At 74.2% G+C, this 16,580-nt stretch carries 12 protein-coding genes; 2 read left to right on the top strand and 10 right to left on the bottom strand.

Annotated features, from left to right (window positions below; translation table 11 throughout):
• Nucleotide 1: 1 nt before the first annotated feature.
• The 4 genes from F8R89_RS14155 to F8R89_RS14140 form a co-directional block, all read right to left on the bottom strand.
• Entirely contained in the window at nucleotides 2-1,663 is a 1,662-nt protein-coding gene (locus tag F8R89_RS14155; RefSeq protein ID WP_151784315.1) for a glycosyltransferase family 2 protein, read from the bottom strand.
• Nucleotides 1,660-3,882 carry a CDP-glycerol glycerophosphotransferase family protein gene (locus tag F8R89_RS14150; protein WP_151784314.1) on the bottom strand — a complete coding sequence of 741 codons (2,223 nt, stop codon included), beginning with the start codon at nucleotides 3,880-3,882 and terminating at the stop codon, nucleotides 1,660-1,662. Before F8R89_RS14150 ends, F8R89_RS14155 begins: the two co-directional genes overlap by 4 nt.
• A gap of 103 nt (nucleotides 3,883-3,985) precedes the next feature.
• Nucleotides 3,986-4,819, bottom strand: a complete 834-nt coding sequence (locus F8R89_RS14145) for an ABC transporter ATP-binding protein (protein ID WP_151784313.1) — start codon at nucleotides 4,817-4,819, stop codon at nucleotides 3,986-3,988.
• Complete coding sequence (locus tag F8R89_RS14140) at nucleotides 4,812-5,732, bottom strand: ABC transporter permease (RefSeq protein WP_151784312.1); 921 nt, start codon at nucleotides 5,730-5,732, stop codon at nucleotides 4,812-4,814. Before F8R89_RS14140 ends, F8R89_RS14145 begins: the two co-directional genes overlap by 8 nt.
• 129 nt (nucleotides 5,733-5,861) lie before the next feature.
• Here F8R89_RS14140 and F8R89_RS14135 point away from each other — a divergent pair, with 129 nt between their 5' ends.
• Nucleotides 5,862-6,500 carry a TetR/AcrR family transcriptional regulator gene (locus F8R89_RS14135; protein WP_151784311.1) on the top strand — a complete coding sequence of 213 codons (639 nt, stop codon included), beginning with the start codon at nucleotides 5,862-5,864 and terminating at the stop codon, nucleotides 6,498-6,500.
• A 37-nt stretch (nucleotides 6,501-6,537) separates the two neighbouring features.
• On the opposite strand, the gene galE is transcribed toward F8R89_RS14135, so the two are convergent.
• From galE to F8R89_RS14120, 3 genes are all read right to left on the bottom strand, one after another.
• Nucleotides 6,538-7,521, bottom strand: a complete 984-nt coding sequence (gene galE, locus F8R89_RS14130) for a UDP-glucose 4-epimerase GalE (protein ID WP_151784310.1) — start codon at nucleotides 7,519-7,521, stop codon at nucleotides 6,538-6,540.
• Between the two features lie 52 nt (nucleotides 7,522-7,573).
• Nucleotides 7,574-9,184, bottom strand: a complete 1,611-nt coding sequence (locus F8R89_RS14125) for a glycosyltransferase family A protein (protein WP_151784309.1) — start codon at nucleotides 9,182-9,184, stop codon at nucleotides 7,574-7,576.
• Between the two features lie 209 nt (nucleotides 9,185-9,393).
• A complete protein-coding gene (locus tag F8R89_RS14120; protein WP_151784308.1) occupies nucleotides 9,394-9,852 on the bottom strand; it encodes a MarR family winged helix-turn-helix transcriptional regulator in 459 nt (152 codons plus the stop codon).
• 157 nt (nucleotides 9,853-10,009) lie between these two features.
• Between F8R89_RS14120 and F8R89_RS14115 the strand changes: the two genes are divergently transcribed.
• The gene (locus tag F8R89_RS14115; protein ID WP_151784307.1) at nucleotides 10,010-10,423 is read left to right on the top strand and encodes an organic hydroperoxide resistance protein; all 414 of its coding nucleotides are present in this window, start codon (nucleotides 10,010-10,012) and stop codon (nucleotides 10,421-10,423) included.
• A gap of 11 nt (nucleotides 10,424-10,434) precedes the next feature.
• Here the strand turns inward: F8R89_RS14115 and F8R89_RS14110 are convergent, their stop codons facing one another.
• The 3 genes from F8R89_RS14110 to F8R89_RS14100 all read right to left on the bottom strand — a co-directional run bounded on the left by F8R89_RS14110 (nucleotide 10,435) and on the right by F8R89_RS14100 (nucleotide 16,546).
• Entirely contained in the window at nucleotides 10,435-12,021 is a 1,587-nt protein-coding gene (locus tag F8R89_RS14110) for a hypothetical protein (RefSeq protein ID WP_151784306.1), read from the bottom strand.
• A gap of 78 nt (nucleotides 12,022-12,099) precedes the next feature.
• Nucleotides 12,100-14,337 carry a bifunctional glycosyltransferase family 2 protein/CDP-glycerol:glycerophosphate glycerophosphotransferase gene (locus tag F8R89_RS14105; protein ID WP_151784305.1) on the bottom strand — a complete coding sequence of 746 codons (2,238 nt, stop codon included), beginning with the start codon at nucleotides 14,335-14,337 and terminating at the stop codon, nucleotides 12,100-12,102.
• Between the two features lies 1 nt (nucleotide 14,338).
• Nucleotides 14,339-16,546: a bifunctional glycosyltransferase family 2 protein/CDP-glycerol:glycerophosphate glycerophosphotransferase gene (locus F8R89_RS14100; RefSeq protein WP_151784304.1), complete on the bottom strand. Its 2,208-nt coding sequence runs from the start codon at nucleotides 16,544-16,546 to the stop codon at nucleotides 14,339-14,341.
• Between the last annotated feature and the right edge of the window lie 34 nt (nucleotides 16,547-16,580).

Raw genomic sequence — 16,580 nt, 5'->3', positions numbered from 1 at the left:
CCTACCGCAGCACGGTCCGCACGAGGCGGGCCGCCCTGCGCACCCTCGGCCGGTCGAGGCGGCGTACCACCGGGCGCACCAGCCGGGCCGTCACGCCGACCGGCTGCCAGCGGATCTGCAGACGCCCCGGACCGCGGTTCTCCGGCTCGATGGTCACCCGGTGCGGGGCCGTGCCGGAGTGGTGCCCGATCCGGGTGGTGAGGACGGGGAAGGACAGGGGGGCCAGCAGGACGGCGGAGTGGGCGAGGCCCTGGTGCTCGATACGGAGCAGGGGGTGGCGGACGCCCGCGAAGCCGTGCCGGGGGATCGGTGCCGCCGTCAGGTCCAGGTGGACCCGGCCCTCGAAGACGCCGGGGCGCACCGGGGTGAGCCGGAACGGCACCTTGAGGCGGCGCCGGCCCGGGGCGACGACGAGGCTCGCCCGGACCGGTCCGACGGGCAGCCGAAGCCCCGGGTCGTAGGTGCGCACGGCGAGGTCGACGGAGGCGCCGGGGCCCCGGGTGAGCTCGGTGATCTCGTGCCGGAACAGGGCGCCGCGGAAGGGGCGGGTGTCCAGCTCCAGGTCGGTGACGTCCAGCTCGCGGCGGGCCAGGTCGTCCGAGGGGACGGTGTCTCCCCAGTAGACGCGTCCGTCGGCGTCCGGGGTGACCTGCCGGGGCGCCACCCCGTGGCCGAGGCCGCGCGCGGCCAGCCGGGCCTCGGGGAAGCGCCGCTCGCGCACCAGCTGGAGCACCACGCGTTCCGGCCGGGGCAGCCGGGCGTAGGCCGCGGGGGAGAGCGTGTCGAGGTAGGGGGTCATGAGGTCGGCGAACGAGGCCAGCCAGGGGTCGTCCCGGTAGGGCAGGTCGCCCGCGTACATCCGGAAGTCGTGCTTGAGGAACTTGTAGTCCTTGTCCTCGCGCAGGCCGCCGTGGCCGCTCTCGGTGAGGAAGTCGTCGATGAGCCGCTGGACGGCGACCCGGTCGCGGACGTTGTCGAGCCGGTCGCGCTGGTTGGAGATGGAGGCGGTGTCGGCGGCCGCGAAGGGAGCGATGTGCCAGCGGTACACCGGCTCCGGGATGATCGTGAACTCCTTGGCGAGGCAGTACGCCTGCGTGGTGAACAGCTGGTCCTCGTAGTGGATGCCCTCGGGGAACCGCAGGTCGTGCCGGTCCAGGAAGGCACGGGCGTACATCTTGCTCGTCGACAGGTGCTCGAAGAGCAGCCGCGGCTCGGACTCGATGCCGAGGACCGTGCGCCGCTCGGCGACCAGGTGCGGCATCCACCGGGTGCGGCGGCCGCTGTCCTCGCGGACCCGGACGACCGCGCCCATCGCGAAGTCGATCTCCCGTTCCCGGTGGGCCGCGAGCAGCAGCTCGACCGCGTCCTCGGTGAGTTCGTCGTCGCTGTCGAGGAACATCGCGTACGGGGCCGTCGCGACGTCCAGGGCGCGGTTGCGCGGGGCGCTGCACCCGCCGCTGTTCTCCGGCAGCCGCAGATGCCGGACGCGGGGGTCGCGGGCCGCGAACTCCCGGGCGACGAACGGTGTCCCGTCGGTGGAGTGGTCGTCGCTGATGATGATCTCGATGTTGCCGTGGGTCTGCCGGAGCACCGACTCCACGGCCCGGGGGAGACGGTCGGCGTCGTTGTAGACGATGACCGTCACCGTGACGTCCGGAGTCATACGGCCTCCCGGGGGCTCGGCGCGGGCGTGCGGTCCTCCGGCGGGACCACGGGCGGCAGGGCGTCCTCGCTCTCGCCGAGGAAGACCCGGCGGACGACCCGTTCGGCGGCGTGCCCGTCGTCGTACTCGCAGAACCGGCGGCGGAACGCGGCCCGTGCCTTGGCGGCGCCCTCGTCCTGCCAGGCCTCGGTGGCGAGGATCTCGGTCAGCTCGGCCTGGGTGCGGGCCACCTGGCCCGGCGGCTCGGCCATCAGGTCGAAGTAGACCCCGCGGGTGGAGCGGTACGTCTCCCAGTCGTCGGCGTACACGACGATCGGGCGGTCCAGGTTGGCGTAGTCGAACATGATCGACGAGTAGTCCGTGACCAGCGCGTCGGCGGCCAGCGCCAGGTCCTCGACCGGGTCGTAGGAGGAGACGTCGATGATCCGGCCGGTGCGGCGCAGCGCGGTCAGCGGGGAGGGCGTGCCGTCGTAGAAGTAGTGGCCGCGCACCAGCAGGACGGTGTCCTCGCCCAGCCGGTCGGCGAGGGTGGCGAGGTCGAGGCGGGGGGTCCAGCCGGCCTCGTAGTCGCGGTGGGTGGGGGCGTAGAGGATCGCGCGGCGCTCCGGGGCGATGCCCAGACGGGCACGGATCGCCCGGATGTCGGCGGCCGTGGCGCGGTAGTACACGTCGTTGCGCGGATAGCCGTGGTCGAGGGAGACGAAGCGGGACGGGTACGCGCGCTCCCACATCCGGGTCGAGTGGCTGTTCGCGGAGACGCTGAAGTCCCACTTGTCGATCCGGGACAGCAGGGCGGGGAAGTCCAGCCCCTTGGCGGCGGCCGGGAAGTCCATCTGGTCCACGCCCATGCGCTTGAGCGGGGTGCCGTGGTGGGTCTGGAGGTGGACGGCGTCCGGGCGCTTCACGACGGCGTTCGGGAAGTTGACGTTGTTGACCAGGTACTTGGCGGTCGCCATGACCTCGCGGTAGCGGGGGGTGCCGGGGAGCACATGGTCGGTGTGCGGGGGGAGGAGCGCCGCGTTCTCCGGGGTGACCACCCACACCGGGTGGATCTGCGGGGCGAGTTCGGTCAGCTTGGCCGCGATCGCCGCCGGGTTGCAGGCCACGCCCCGGTACCAGTACGCGGCGAACACGGCGAGCCCCGGATCGACGGGCCGGGACAGGGCCGCCCGGTACCGCCGGTCGCCGAGCGCGCCCGCGATCCGGCGCCGCGTGGTCCGTACGGCCGTGCGGGTGGTGCGGCGGGCCCGGTTGGCGGCCTGGAACGCCCGGTACCCGCTGTACGCGCCGTCCTCCAGCAGGGCCCGGCGCATGCCCTCTGGCCCGGAGGGACGGCGGTATCCGGGCGGCCGGTACCGCACGGCCGCGTCGGCGGCCCGGCGGAAGAACTCGCGCGCCACGGCGTCCGGCAGGGCGGTGCGGGCGAAGGTCCGCAGACAGGTGCGGACCATGACGTCGTACAGCACGGCGTACGGCACCTGGGCGGCCGCTCCGGTGCGGTCGCCGGCGCGTTCGCGCGCGAGGTCCAGGAGGGCCGTGTACCGCTCGACGAGGGCGTAGCGGTCCTCGGGGGCGACCGGCGGCAGGCTCTCGGGGCGCAGTTCGTGGTGGAGGTGGGCCACCTGGTCGCAGGCGGCGACCTGGCCGGCGAGCAGCAGGGCCGCGTACGCCGCGAACGCCTCGTCGCCGGCGGTGAGCCGCTCCTCGTGCGCCCGCCAGAACGAGGTGCGCAGTGCGCGGTTGCCGAGCAGCGGGGTGACGCGCAGGGCGCTGCGGGCGATGTCGTCCAGGAGGCGGGGCGCGCGGCCCGCGCGGGCGAGCAGGCGGCCGTCGGGGGAGGGCAGGCCGGAGGTCTCCCAGGTGGAGCGGAGGTGGTCGAAGAGGAACACGTCGACCTCGTCCGGCAGTTCCGCGAGGCGTTCGGCGACCAGTCGCGGGCCGCCCGGGGGCAGTCCGTCGGACGCGTGCACGAAGTGCAGCCAGCGGCCCGAGGCGCGGGCCGCTCCCGCCGCGCGGGCCGCCGCGTCGCCGGTGCCCTCCGGCAGCGGAAGCACCAGCAGGTCCGGGGCGTGGCGCCGGGCCGTCTCCTGGGCCCAGGCGCCGACCGCCGCGACGACCACCTCGACGTCGCCGTGCGGGTGGCCGGCGAGGGAGTCCAGGAGCCCGGTCAGCCGGTCCTGCGTGTTCGGACCGTGGACGACGACGCTGAGCTCGGGCATCGCAAAGACTCCTTCACCTTCGTCATCGCTGCGGGGCACCCTGCTCGGCCATAGTGGCACTTATAGGATGAAAGGGTGAGCCTGGACGACGCCGGACTGCGCCTCACGAGGGAACGGGAGCCGCCGTCCGGGGCTTCGGCTTCGGCTTGGCGGCCTTGTCGCCGGTGAACGCCTCGTACTCCTTCAGGACCTCGTCGGTCGGCCCGTCCATGCGCAGCTCGCCCCGCTCCAGCCACAGCACGCGCTCGCAGGTGTCGCGGATCGACTTGTTGTTGTGGCTGACCAGGAACACCGTGCCGGCGCGCTTGCGCAGTTCGCGGATGCGGGCCTCGGAGCGCTTCTGGAAGGAGCGGTCGCCGGTGGCCAGCGCCTCGTCGATCAGCAGCACGTCGTGGTCCTTGGCGGCGGCGATGGAGAACCGCAGCCGGGCCGCCATGCCCGAGGAGTAGGTCCGCATGGGCAGCGTGATGAAGTCGCCCTTCTCGTTGATGCCGGAGAAGTCGACGATCTCCTGGTAGCGCTCCTTGACCTGCTCGCGGGACATGCCCATCGCGAGCCCGCCGAGGTGGACGTTGCGTTCCCCGGTCAGGTCGTTCATCAGGGCCGCGTTCACGCCGAGGAGGGAGGGCTGGCCGTCGGTGAAGATCCTGCCGTTCTCCACGGGCAGCAGCCCGGCGACCGCCTTGAGCAGCGTCGACTTGCCCGAGCCGTTGGTGCCGATGAGACCGATGGCCTCGCCCCGGTACGCCACGAAGGACACGTTCCGCACGGCGTGCACCGTGCGTACGCCGGCCGCCTTCTCGGCCTTGCCGCGGCGCAGGATGCGGTTGAGCGCGGCGGTGGCCGAACCCCGGCCCGCGCCCGTGCCGTTGACGCGGTAGACGATGTCGACGCCGTCCGCGACGACGGTGGGGACCTTCTCGGTGTGCTCAGCCACGGCCGTACGTCTCCTCAGCCTTCCAGAAGTAGATGAAGCCGCCGGCGCCGGCGAGCAGCGCCCAGCCGGCCGCGAGCGCCCAGACGTGCGGCGGGAGCTGGCTCCCCTGGAAGCTGTCGATCAGGGCGAAGCGCATCAGGTCGATGTACACGGCGGCCGGGTTGGCCTGCAGGACCGAGGTCAGCCAGGAGGGCGCGTCCGTGTGCTTGCTCATGATGTGGCTGATGCTGAACATCACCCCGGACGCGTACATCCACGTCCGCAGCACGAACGGCATCAGCTGCGCGATGTCCGGCGTCCTGGCGCCCATCCGGGCCACGACCAGGGAGACGCCCGCGTTGAAGGCGAACTGGAGCACCAGCGCGGGGAGCGCCAGCAGCCAGGACGCGGCGACCGGGACGCCGAAGCACAGCAGGATCACGACCAGCGCCGCCATCGAGAACAGCAGCTGCTGGAGCTGCTGGAGGCAGAACGAGATCGGCAGCGCGGCCCGGGGGAAGTGCAGGGCGCGCACCAGGCCCAGGTTCCCGGAGATCGCGCGGGTGCCCGCCATGATCGAGCTCTGTGTGAACGTCCACACGAACACGCCGGTGACCAGGAACGGGACGAAGTCCGGCACGCCCCGGCTGGTGCCCATCAGCTTGCCGAAGATGAGGTAGTACACGGCCGCGTTCAGCAGGGGCGTCAGCACCTGCCAGACCTGGCCCAGCTTCGCCTGGCTGTACTGGGCGGTGAGCTTGGCGGTGGAGAACGCCGTGATGAAGTGCCGCCGCGCCCACAACTGGCGGACGTACTGCGGCAGCGTCGGGCGGGCGCCGCTGACCGACAGCCCGTGCCGGGCGGCCAGGGCCGCGAGGTCGGTCCCGGGCGGCGCCTCGGCCGTCCGGGGCGGTGTGTGCAGGGCTTGGGTCACATCCGCTGCTTTCACTGGAGGTCACTGGGCGGGTCGCGTCCCCCGTCACGTCGGGACGGGGCCGTTTCGTCGCAACGGGAGCGTAAGGCGATCGGACGACGGAACGCAACCGTTCCGTCGTGACGCCCTATGCTGGTCCGCATGAGCACCGACGCCGACCAGTCCTCGACGCCGCCGCGCCGCCGGTCCCCCGCCGGGGCGGCCGTGCTCCGGGAGGACGTGACCGAGGCGATCCGGGCGGCCGTCTTCGAGGAACTCGCGGCCGTCGGCTACGCGCGCATGTCGATCGAGGGCATCGCGCGCCGCGCGGGCGTCGGCAAGACGGCCGTGTACCGGCGCTGGCGCTCCAAGCTGCACCTGGTGCTCGACGTGGTGTCCGCGGTCGCGGTGCTGGGCCTGCCGGTCCCGGACACCGGCACCCTGGAGGGCGATCTGCGGCTGCTCTACGAGGTGACCGCGCGGGCCCTGCGGCACCCGCTGGCCTCGCAGATCCTCCCCGACCTGCAGGCCGAGGCCGCCCGCAGCCCGGAGATCGCCGAGGCCGTGCAGAAGGCGCTGCGCGACGGCCAGGCGAGCGTCGCCAGCACGATCGTGCGGGCCGCCGAGCAGCGCGGGGAGGTCCGCTCCGGCCTCGACGGGGAGCTGGCCCTCGACCTGATCTCCGGGCCCCTGTACTGGCGTTCGGTCGTCATCCGCAGCCCGAAGCTGCCCAAGGGCCACCTCGACGCCCTGTCCCGCGCCACCGCGGCGGCCCTCAAGGCCCTCTGACCGCGCCCGGCCCCGGGCGCCAGGGGTTCCCGCGCGCTCAGTCCCGGGCGGCCTCCGGGTGGCTGCGCACCCAGCCCACCCAGGCCGACGTGATCATGTCCCGGACGTCGTACTTCGCCTTCCAGCCCAGCTCGGTGGCGGCGCGGTCGGCGGAGGCGACCACCCGGGCCGGGTCGCCGGGGCGGCGCGGGGTCACCGTCGGCGGGCGGTCGTAACCGGTGACGGCGTTGATGACGTCGATCATCTCGCGCACCGACACGCCCTCGCCCCGCCCGATGTTGAGGGTCAGGGAGTGGCCCGGCGAGGACTGCAGGGCGCGGGCCGCGGCGACATGGGCCTCGGCGAGGTCGGCCACATGGATGTAGTCGCGGACGCAGGTGCCGTCCGGCGTCGGGTAGTCGTCACCGAAGACGCGTGGCGCCGCGCCCTGCGTCAGCCTCTCGAAGACCATCGGGACGACGTTGAGGACACCGGTGTCGGCGAGCTCCGGGGCGGCGGCGCCCGCCACGTTGAAGTAGCGCAGCGACGCCGTGGACAGGCCCGTGGCCCGGCCCGTCGCCCGGACCAGCCACTCGCCGGCGAGCTTGGTCTCGCCGTACGGCGAGATCGGCGCGCACGGCGTCTCCTCGGTCACCAGGTCGACGTCCGGGGTGCCGTAGACGGCCGCCGAGGAGGAGAACACGAAGGAGCGCACATGGGAGGTGGCCGTCACCGCCTCCAGGAGGACGCGCAGGCCCTCCACGTTCTCCCGGTAGTACAGCAGCGGCAGGTCGACGGACTCGCCGACCTGCTTCTTCGCCGCGAGGTGGACCACGCCGGTGATCCGGTGGGCGGCGAGGGCGCGGGCGACCCGGTCGCGGTCCAGGGTGGAGCCGACGACCAGCGGGACGCCGTCGGGCACCCGGTCGGCGATGCCGGTGGACAGGTCGTCGTACACCACGGCACGCTCGCCCGCCTGGGTCATCGCCCGTACCACGTGTGCTCCGATGTAACCGGCGCCGCCGGTGATCAGCCAGGTCATGTGCGGCCGTCCCCTCATCAGTGGCCAGTGCTCGTGCAGGTCGGTGTCGCTGTCAGTGAAGCAGGCGGCGGAGTCTGCCGCGGACGACGGACAGGACTCCCCGCAGACCCGGCGCGACGCGTACGGCGAGCGCCCCGGAGTGGGTGGTGTACGGCTGGACGAGGACCACGGTGTGCCCGGCGCCCAGGACCGCGCGGCGACGCAGCCCGCCGGTGCCCGTGACGGCGTGCGCGGTGACCTCGCGCCCGGCGCCCTCCCGGAAGCGCAGGCGCAGCCGCAGGTCCCAGGTGCCGGCGCCGAACGCGGCCCAGCGCACCGGGCATGCGGCCCGCCAGTTCTCCCCGTCCGGCTCCGGGCGTACCGGTGTGGGCGGCCCCGCCGCGCGTCCCGTCTCCCGGCACCGCCACTCCACCTCCAGCGCCTCGGGTCCGGCGCGCGCCACCCGCCCGTACAGCTCGTGCAGGCGCAGCCGCAGGACGGCGGTCCGCGTGCCGGGGCGCAGGTCCGCGTCGACGGCGAGCGGGAGGACGTGGACGGGCCGGGTCAGCAGGGGTTCCAGGGTGACCTGGGGGAGCCCTGGCGACCAGACCGGGGTGCCGTCCGCGGCCCGGGCATAGGGCGGGAGCAGGCGGGCGGGGCGGGAGGCCAGGTCGCGCAGCCGGGGCAGGTCGGCCGGCTCGGGCGAGGCCAGCACGATCCGCCCGATCAGGCGGCCGGGCGCGGTCGGGTTGTGCGCCCAGTCCGAGGCGTCGTACTCGGCGAGGTACGCCCGGGTGTGCGCCCACCAGTCGCGCCGGTAGGCCGCGTCGCGCAGCCCCAGTTCGCGGGCGTACATCCGCAGCTCGTGGTCGAGGAACTTGGCGCGGGCGGCCCGGGCCAGCTCCTTCTGCCCGGAGCCCAGCAGGATCTCGTGGGCGAGCCGGCTCGCCTCGACGCGGGCCCGCCAGTTGGCGACGTCCGCGCGGTCCAGGGAGATCGACAGCCGCCCCGCCGCGCGGCGCACGTGCCAGACGTAGACCCGGTCGGGGACGACGGCGATCCGCGGGCGGGCGGCGAGGACGCGCGCGGTGAACACGAAGTCCTCGTAGGGGAAACGGCCCTCGGGGAAGCGGATGCCGTGCGCGCGCAGGAAGTCGGTGCGGTAGAGCTTGTTCACGCAGAGGGTGTCGTGGACCAGCCGGGGGCGCTGCGCGGGGCGCTCGAACACGGCGTGCGCGGCGTACAGGGACGGCTCCCAGGGCACCTCGCGCCCCCCGGGCAGCTCCCGCCGGACGCAGAGGCCGCCCGCCACCTGGGCGCCGGCCTCGTCCGCCGCCGCGCACAGGGTCCCGGCGGCGCCCGGCGGGAGGACGTCGTCGCTGTCCAGGAACATGACGTACGGCGCGGTCACCCGGTCCAGGCCCGTGTTGCGGGGGCTGCCGCATCCGCCGCTGTTGACCCGCCGCCGCACCACCCGCAGGCGCGGCTCGCCGGCGGCGAGGCCGGCCAGCCGGGCCGCGCTGTCGTCGGTGGAGCAGTCGTCGACGGCGATCACCTCCCGCACGACGGGGCCCTGATCCAGCGCCGACCGGACGGCGGTCGTCACATGGGCGGCGTCGTCGTAGCCGATGACGACCACGGCGACCTGCCGGTCGGGCGTGGTGGGCGGGGGTGGTGGGTGCATGGGGCCACGGTCCGGGTCGGAGGGATGGTGCGGCGGATCCCTGGGGCGGGAGGTGCGGCCCGTGGCGGAAGACGAGGACGACCGCGGGCCGGTTCAGTGAGCGTCACCGCGGATCGTAGGACGGACAAAAGGCGTGCGGGTGGAGATACGCCGTATATCCGTCATGAATGTCAGCTAATAGTACGAATGCTGCACTGGATGGCCGGGCTCTACGCCTCCTGTGCGGCCGTGTCCAGCGCGGAGGTGAGCCGGTCGAGCCGCTCGCGCAGCTCCCGGATCTCGTCCACGTCGAACCCGGTGGCCGCCGAGATCCGGCGCGGCACCTCGAGCGCCCGCTCGCGCAGGGCGTCGCCCTCCTCCGTCAGCCGCACCTCCACCGAGCGCTCGTCGCGGGTGCTGCGCTCCCGGCGCACGAGGCCGGCCGCCTCCAGCCGCTTGAGCAGCGGCGACAGGGTGCCGGAGTCCAGGCGCAGCTGCTCGCCGAGCCGCTTCACGGGCAGTTCGCCCTGCTCCCACAGCACCAGCATCACCAGGTACTGGGGATAGGTGAGGCCCAGATCCTTCAGGACCACGCGGTAGAGGCCGCCGAAGGCGCGCGAGGCCGCGTTCAGGGAGAAGCAGATCTGCTGGTCGAGGCGGAGCCAGTCGGCCGTGGGCGTGGTCGTCATGCCTCCAGGGTAGCTCCCCTGTGCGCCATTCAGTTGCACACAATTGAATTGCGTGCTCTACTTGTGGTCGTACGGCGGCCCCGGGACGGAACGGGGCGGACCGCACAGTCACGGACGCCCCGGCGTCCGTCACGACCTACGAGAGGGATGGTTCTCCATGGACGCGCTCTACACCGCAGTCGCCACCGCCACCCACGGCCGCGACGGCCGCGCCGTCACCAACGACGGCCGGATCGACGTCAAGCTGGCCCCGCCGGTGGAACTGGGCGGCAACGGCGAGGGCACCAACCCCGAGCAGCTGTTCGCCGCCGGATACGCCGCCTGCTTCGGCAGCGCGCTCGGCGTCGTCGGCCGCCAGGCCAAGGTGGACGTCTCCGAGGCCGCCGTCACCGCCGAGGTCGGCATCGGCAAGCAGGGCGAGGGCTTCGCCCTCAAGGTCACCCTGCGCGTCGAGCTGCCCGACGCCATCGACGAGCCGACCGGCCGCAAGCTGGTCGAGCAGGCCCACCAGGTCTGCCCCTACTCCAACGCCACCCGCGGCAACATCGACGTCGACCTCGTCGTCGAGTAGTCCCCGGCCCGTCAGCCGATCCGCGCCAGGACCTCCCCCGTCTCCCGGCTCCACGCCACCACGACCGCCTCCTCCGGCACCTTCTTCCAGCGCGTCAGCAGCAGCCAGCGCGCGTGGTACCGGCGGGCCACGGCCGTCCGCGTGGCGCGGGTGGAGGCGGGGGAGAGGTACGCCCGGACGTCGGCGAGCCGGCGCTCCCGCTCCCGCTCGTCCAGCGCGGGGTCGGGCCACACCGGCGCGGCGAGGTTCAGCCCGTAGCCGGGCAGGGAGCGCGGGGCGTAGTGCCCGTCGGAGACGACCACCTCGCCCTTCGCCACATGCCGCGCCACCCACGCGTACGACGGCCACCGCGACGGCTGCTCCAGGCCCAGCGGGTCCAGGGCCGTGGGGACCACCGCCCCGCCCTGCACGGTGAGGAACCCGGCGCACGCCCCGGCCGCCGCGGCCAGACCCAGCGCCCGGCGCGCCGCGCCCCACGGCCGGGGCGCCGCCAGCTCCACCGCCAGCGCGAACTGCAGCGGCACCAGGGTGAGCCCGAGGATCCTGCCGTACGTGTAGCGGCCGGTGACCCAGCCGTACGCCACCAGCAGGCAGTCCAGGGCGAACAGCAGCACCAGCGGGTCCCGCCAGGACGAGCGGCGCCCGCGCAGCCACAGCGCGGGCAGGCCCAGCAGCGCCAGCCAGAACTGCCCGCCCAGGTGCTCGTACAGCTGCCGGTGCATCGCGTCCACGCTGCCGTCCCCGGCCAGCGCGAACACGTCGTAGTACGGCCAGGCCCCGGCGACGAGCACCGCCACGGCCGCCGTCAGACCCCAGCGCGCCACGGCGGCGGCGCCCCACGGCCGCTGCCATCCCACGACGAACGCCCCCGCGCCCAGGGCCGCCGCCACCGCCGTGATCGGATGGACCAGCAGGATCAGCCCGTAGAGCGCCCCCAGCCCGGCGTACCCGGCCCAGCCCGGCAGGCCGCTCGGGCCGACGTACCGGACCGCCCGCCCGCCGCGGGCCCGCGCCCCGGTCAGCGCCCAGGCCCAGAAGGTGAGCCCGATGGCGAACGCCGACGGGTAGCCGAGGTTCCCCGTCATCGACATCAGGTTCAGATAGCCGCTCCACCAGGCCCGCTCGGTGCCCCACAGCAGCGTCATCGCGCCCAGCGCCAGCACCGGCGCCCACGGCCGCGGCGTCAGCACCCGCGTCAGCCGGCCGATGCCGGTCAGCAGGACCAGCAGGTTCAGCACCCCGGCCAGCCGCACCACCTCCCAGCCGCCCAGCCCGGTCGCCAGCGCGAACACCGCCTCCGCGACCGCGTACGGGGAGTAGTAGGGGCTGCCCGCGCCCGGCAGGTCCGCCATCGGATGGCGCGGATGGAAGAGGTCCGCCCGCAGCCGCTCCACGACCGCCGCGTGCTGCCCCGCGTCGCAGCACAACGGCACCGCCCAGTACGCCAGCAGCATCACCAGGCAGAACACGAACCCGACGGCCTGGTACGGCGTCGGGCGCGGGCCGCGACCGCCGCGCAGCGCGCTCGCGCCGCGCACGGCCCTCCGCGCGAGGGTGCCCGCGGGTCGGGTCGGGGAGGGTGTGGGGGTTCCAGGCATCTGCCGAGTCTCCCCGCTCGGGTCAACGGCTCTGGCGATCTTCACCTCTGCGGGTGAGTCCCGTGCTGCGGATGCCGGTCAGCGCGCGTCAAGGAGCGACCGGGGGCCCGCCGGACCCGGCACCCGGCCCGTCTCCGCCGCCCGCCCCGCCAGCGGCTCGCCCAGCATCAGCGTCCGCACGACCCGCTCGGCGGCCAGCCCGTCGTCGAACTCGCAGAACCGCTCCCGGAACCGCCGCCGCGACCGCGCCGACTCCCCGTCCCGCCACGCCCCGGACGCGAACAGCTCCGCCAACTCCCCGTACGAGCGCGTCACATGGCCCGGCGCCTCGGCCGTGAGGTCGACGTAGGAGCCCCGGCTCGCCGTGAACGCCCCCCAGTCGTCCGCGTGGACCACGAGCGGCCGGTCCAGCAGGGCGTAGTCGAACATCAGGGACGAGTAGTCCGTGACCATCACGTCCGCCGCGAGCAGCACGTCCTCGGCCCGCGGCACGTCCGTCGCGTCGACCAGCACGCCCCGGCGGTGCAGGTCGGCCAGGCCCAGCCCGCGCGCGACGCCCTGCGCGAGCGAGGGGTGCAGCCGGACCACCAGCGTGCGGCCCTCCCCGAGGTCGCGGGCGAACCGCGCCAGGTCGATCCGGTCGACGTGCCCGCCCTTGCGGTAGTCCCGGCGGGTCGGCGCGTACAGCACCACGGTGTTCCCGGGCGGCACGCCGAGCCGCGCCCGGGCCGCCTCGGTCGCCTCCGGTCCCGCCGTGACCAGCACGTCGTTGCGCGGGCTGCCCGTCCGCAGCGAGGTGTAGTGACACGGGTAGGCCCGCTCCCAGGCCAGCTCCGCGTGCCGGCTCGCCACCAGGCTGTAGTCCCAGCGGTCCGCCCGCCACAGCATCTTCGGCACGTCGAAGCCGTGCCGGGCGCCCGGCTTGGTCAGCAGGTCGGCTCCCATGTACTTCAGCGGGGTGCCCCGGTGGGTCTGGATGTGCACACTGCCGGGCCGCTTGGCGAGCGTGCCCGGCCAGTTGACGTTGTTCACCCAGTACGTGGCCCGCGCCATGACCTCGTGGAAGCGCCGCGAACCGGGCGTCACGTAGTCCGTACCGGGCGGCAGGTCCGCCACCGCGTCCTCCCGGACCACCCACACGCCCCGCAGCCGCGGGGCGAGCTCCCGCGCCTTGGCGTGGATCGCCGCCGGGTCGCCCAGCACGCCCCGGTGCGAGAACGCCGAGTAGACGGCGAGATCCGGGTCCAGCGGACGCCGTGAACAGGCCCCGTACCAGGCGCGCTGCGCCCGCTCCGACACGGCCCCCGCCACCTTCCGGCCACCGCCCCCGGCCACCCGCCGCAGCTCGCGCAGCCCGCGGACCGCCGCGTACGAGGCGTAGGGCGCCGACGCCAGCAGCCGCATCTCGGTGCCGCGCCGCCCCTCCGGCGGGACGAAGCCCTCGGGGAGGTACCGGGCGTGGAAGGCGCGGATCTCGCGATAGAAGGCCGGCCGGTCCGCCGGGCGCACCCGGTCCTCGCGGGCCAGCACGAACAGCATGTGGTCCAGCGCGCGCTCGAACAGCGCGGGCCGCGCCCACGCCAGGTCCGGCCGCTCCGCCAGGAAGGCGAACAGGCCCTCGTACTGGGGGAAGATGTCGAAGTGGCGCCGCCCCGGCGTCCTCGTGATCGCGCCCTGGCGGCGCTGCCGGTACTCGACGCCGATCCGCTCCAGGCACACGATCCGCTCGGCCAGCACCATCGAGCGATAGGTGACCGGGGCGTCCTCGTACAGGCCCGGCGCGTACCGCAGCCCGTGCCCCACGAAGAAGTCCCGGCGGTACGCCTTGTTCCACGCGACCAGGAACAGGTGCAGGTACTCGGGGCTCTCCCGGACGTTCACGACGTCCGTCCCGGCCGCAGCCAGCAGGCCGGCGGCCTCGCTGCGGCCCCCGCGGCCCCACCAGTGGGTGCGCACATGGTCGAAGACCAGGATGTCCGGCTCGTCGGCCGCCGTCAGCCGGGCGTCGACCGCCTCCAGCAGACCCGGCGTGTAGCGGTCGTCGCTGTCCAGGAACAGCACGTAGTCGCCGCTCGCCTCCGCCAGACCCGCGTTGCGGGCCCGGCCCAGGCCCACGTTCTCCGGCAGGTGCAGCACCCGCACCCGGGGGTCGCGCTCGGCGTAGCCGTCCAGGATGGCGGGGCAGCCGTCGGGGGAGCGGTCGTCGACCGCGATCACCTCCAGATCGGCGTACGACTGCCCGAGCACCGAGTCCAGGCACTCCCGCAGGAAGCCCTGCACCTTGAAGACGGGCACGATGACACTGAAGCGGGGCACGTCAGCTCCTGGTGAGGGTCGTCGCGGCGGGGGAGGGGGCGGGGACGCGCTCGGCCAACGGGACCACCGGGGGCAGCGCCTCGGGCGGCTCGCCCAGCAGCACCCGGCGCACCACGCGCTCGGCGGCCCGCCCGTCGTCGAACTGGCAGAAGCGCTCCCGGAACGCGGCCCGCAGCGCCCGGGCCTCCTCGTCGGCGTACGAGCCGTCCCGCAGCAGCGCCGCCAGCTCGCCGGGGGTGCGCGCCACCCGGCCCGGCGGGTCCCGCATCAGGTCGAAGTAGACGCCCCGGACCTCCCGGTAGACGTCCCAGTCGTCGGCGTACACGACGATCGGCCGGTCCAGGTTGGCGTAGTCGAACATGATGGACGAGTAGTCGGTGATCAGCGCGTCCGCCGCCAGGCACACCTCCTCCGAGGACAGATGCCCGGTGACGTCGATGATCCGGCCGGACGCGCGCCGGTCGCCCCGGTCGTAGAAGTAGTGGGCGCGCAGCAGCACGACGTACTCGTCGCCGATCTCCTCGCACAGCGCCCCGAGATCAAGGCCCGGCTCGAAACCGGACGCGTGGTCGCGGTGCGTCGGCGCGTAGAGCAGGGCCTTCTTCCCGTCCGGGACGCCGAGTTCACGCCGGATGCGGGCGACGTCCTCGGCGGTCGCCGTGTAGTAGACGTCGTTGCGCGGATAGCCGTACTCCAGCGTCTCGTGGGCGGCGGGGTACGCGCTCTCCCACATCTCGGTGGAGTGCCGGTTGGAGGTCAGGTTGTAGTCCCAGCGGTCCACGCGGGCCAGCAGCCGGGCGAAGCTCCCCGTCGCGGCGGCCACCACCGGGTACATGGCCTGGTCGGCGCCCATCTTCTTCAGCGGGGTGCCGTGCTGGGTGGACAGGTGCACGCTGCCCGGGCGTTTGACGACGGCGTCCGCGAAGTTGGCGTTGTTGACGAGGTACGCGGCGCGGGCCAGCACGTCCCAGTAGCGACGGGTGCCGATCACCGCGTACTCCACGCCGTCGGGCAGCGTGGCCGCCTGCTCCGCCTCGACCAGGAACACCGAGCGCAGGTGCGGGGCGAGTTCGCGGGCCTTGGCGTGGATCGCGGCCGGGTTGCAGACGTAGCCCCGGCCCCAGTACGCGCAGTACACCACGAGGTTCCGGTCCAGGGGGCGGCGCAGCTGGAGCCGGTAGCGCAGCCGGGTGCGCAGCCCGTGCGGGCGCGGCACCCGCGCGAGGGCACCGCCCACCGCCCGGTTGGCCGCGCGCAGTGCCCGGAACGCGCCGTACGCGCCGCCCGCCAGCAGCCGGTGCTGCACGCCCAGGCTGCCGCCCGGCACCCGGAACCCGGCCGGGCGGTGCCGCCGGTACAGCACTCCGGCCCGGCGGAAGAACGCGCGCCGCCCGTGCGGCAGCCGCCGCGGATGGGCGGCCGTCTTCAGCACGGCCGCGAACAACTCCCCGAACAGCGGCGCGTGGCGGCGCGCCGGCAGGCCCTGTTCGGCGGCCCGGGTCAGCACCAGCTCCACCTGGTCCAGCAGCTCGGCGTGGTGCGGGCCCGGCCGGTTCGACCGGCTGCCCTGCCGCCGCACCCGATGCCGTACGACGACCCGGCGCAGTACCGCCATCCGCTCGGCCACCAGCGCGGCCAGTCCGCCGAAGCCGACGTCCGTGAAGTGACCGGCGGGGAAAGCGAGTTCGTGCTCGGCGAGGAAGGCCCGGCGGTAGGCCGCGCTCCAGGCGGGCAGCCCCACCCCGGTCAGCCACGGGGCCCGCTCGGGCGGGAACGCCCCGTCGGGGGCGCGGGCCAGCAGCGGCGCGGCCGGTTCGGCCGGGTCGCCCGTCCACCAGGGGACCCGCTCGTGCCCGCAGTACACGACGTCCGCCTCGCCGGTCTCCCGCAGCCGCCCGGCCAGGGCCGCCAGCGCGTCCGGCGCCAGCTCGTCGTCGCCGTCCAGGAATAGCACCCAGTCACCGGTGGCGGAGCGCAGCCCCGCGTTGCGTGCCCCCGCCATGCCCTCCGACGGGGGCGCGTGCACCGGCACCACCCGCCGGTCCCGCCCCGCGTACCGGGCCACGACGTCCGCCGCGGGGCAGCCGGGGCCGTCGCACACCGGGATCAGCTCGACGTCACCGAAGGACTGGGTGAGGACCGAGTCCAGCGCCCGGGACAGCCGGCCCGCGACACCATGGGACGGAACGATGACGCTGAAGCGGGGCATACTGCTCTTTCTGTCGAGGTACGGGGGCGGTGCC

Source organism: Streptomyces sp. SS1-1, assembly GCF_008973465.1.
GTDB lineage: Bacteria > Actinomycetota > Actinomycetes > Streptomycetales > Streptomycetaceae > Streptomyces.
Note: the sequence above shows the minus strand (reverse complement) of the source record. Positions and strands in the feature narration are given on the sequence as shown.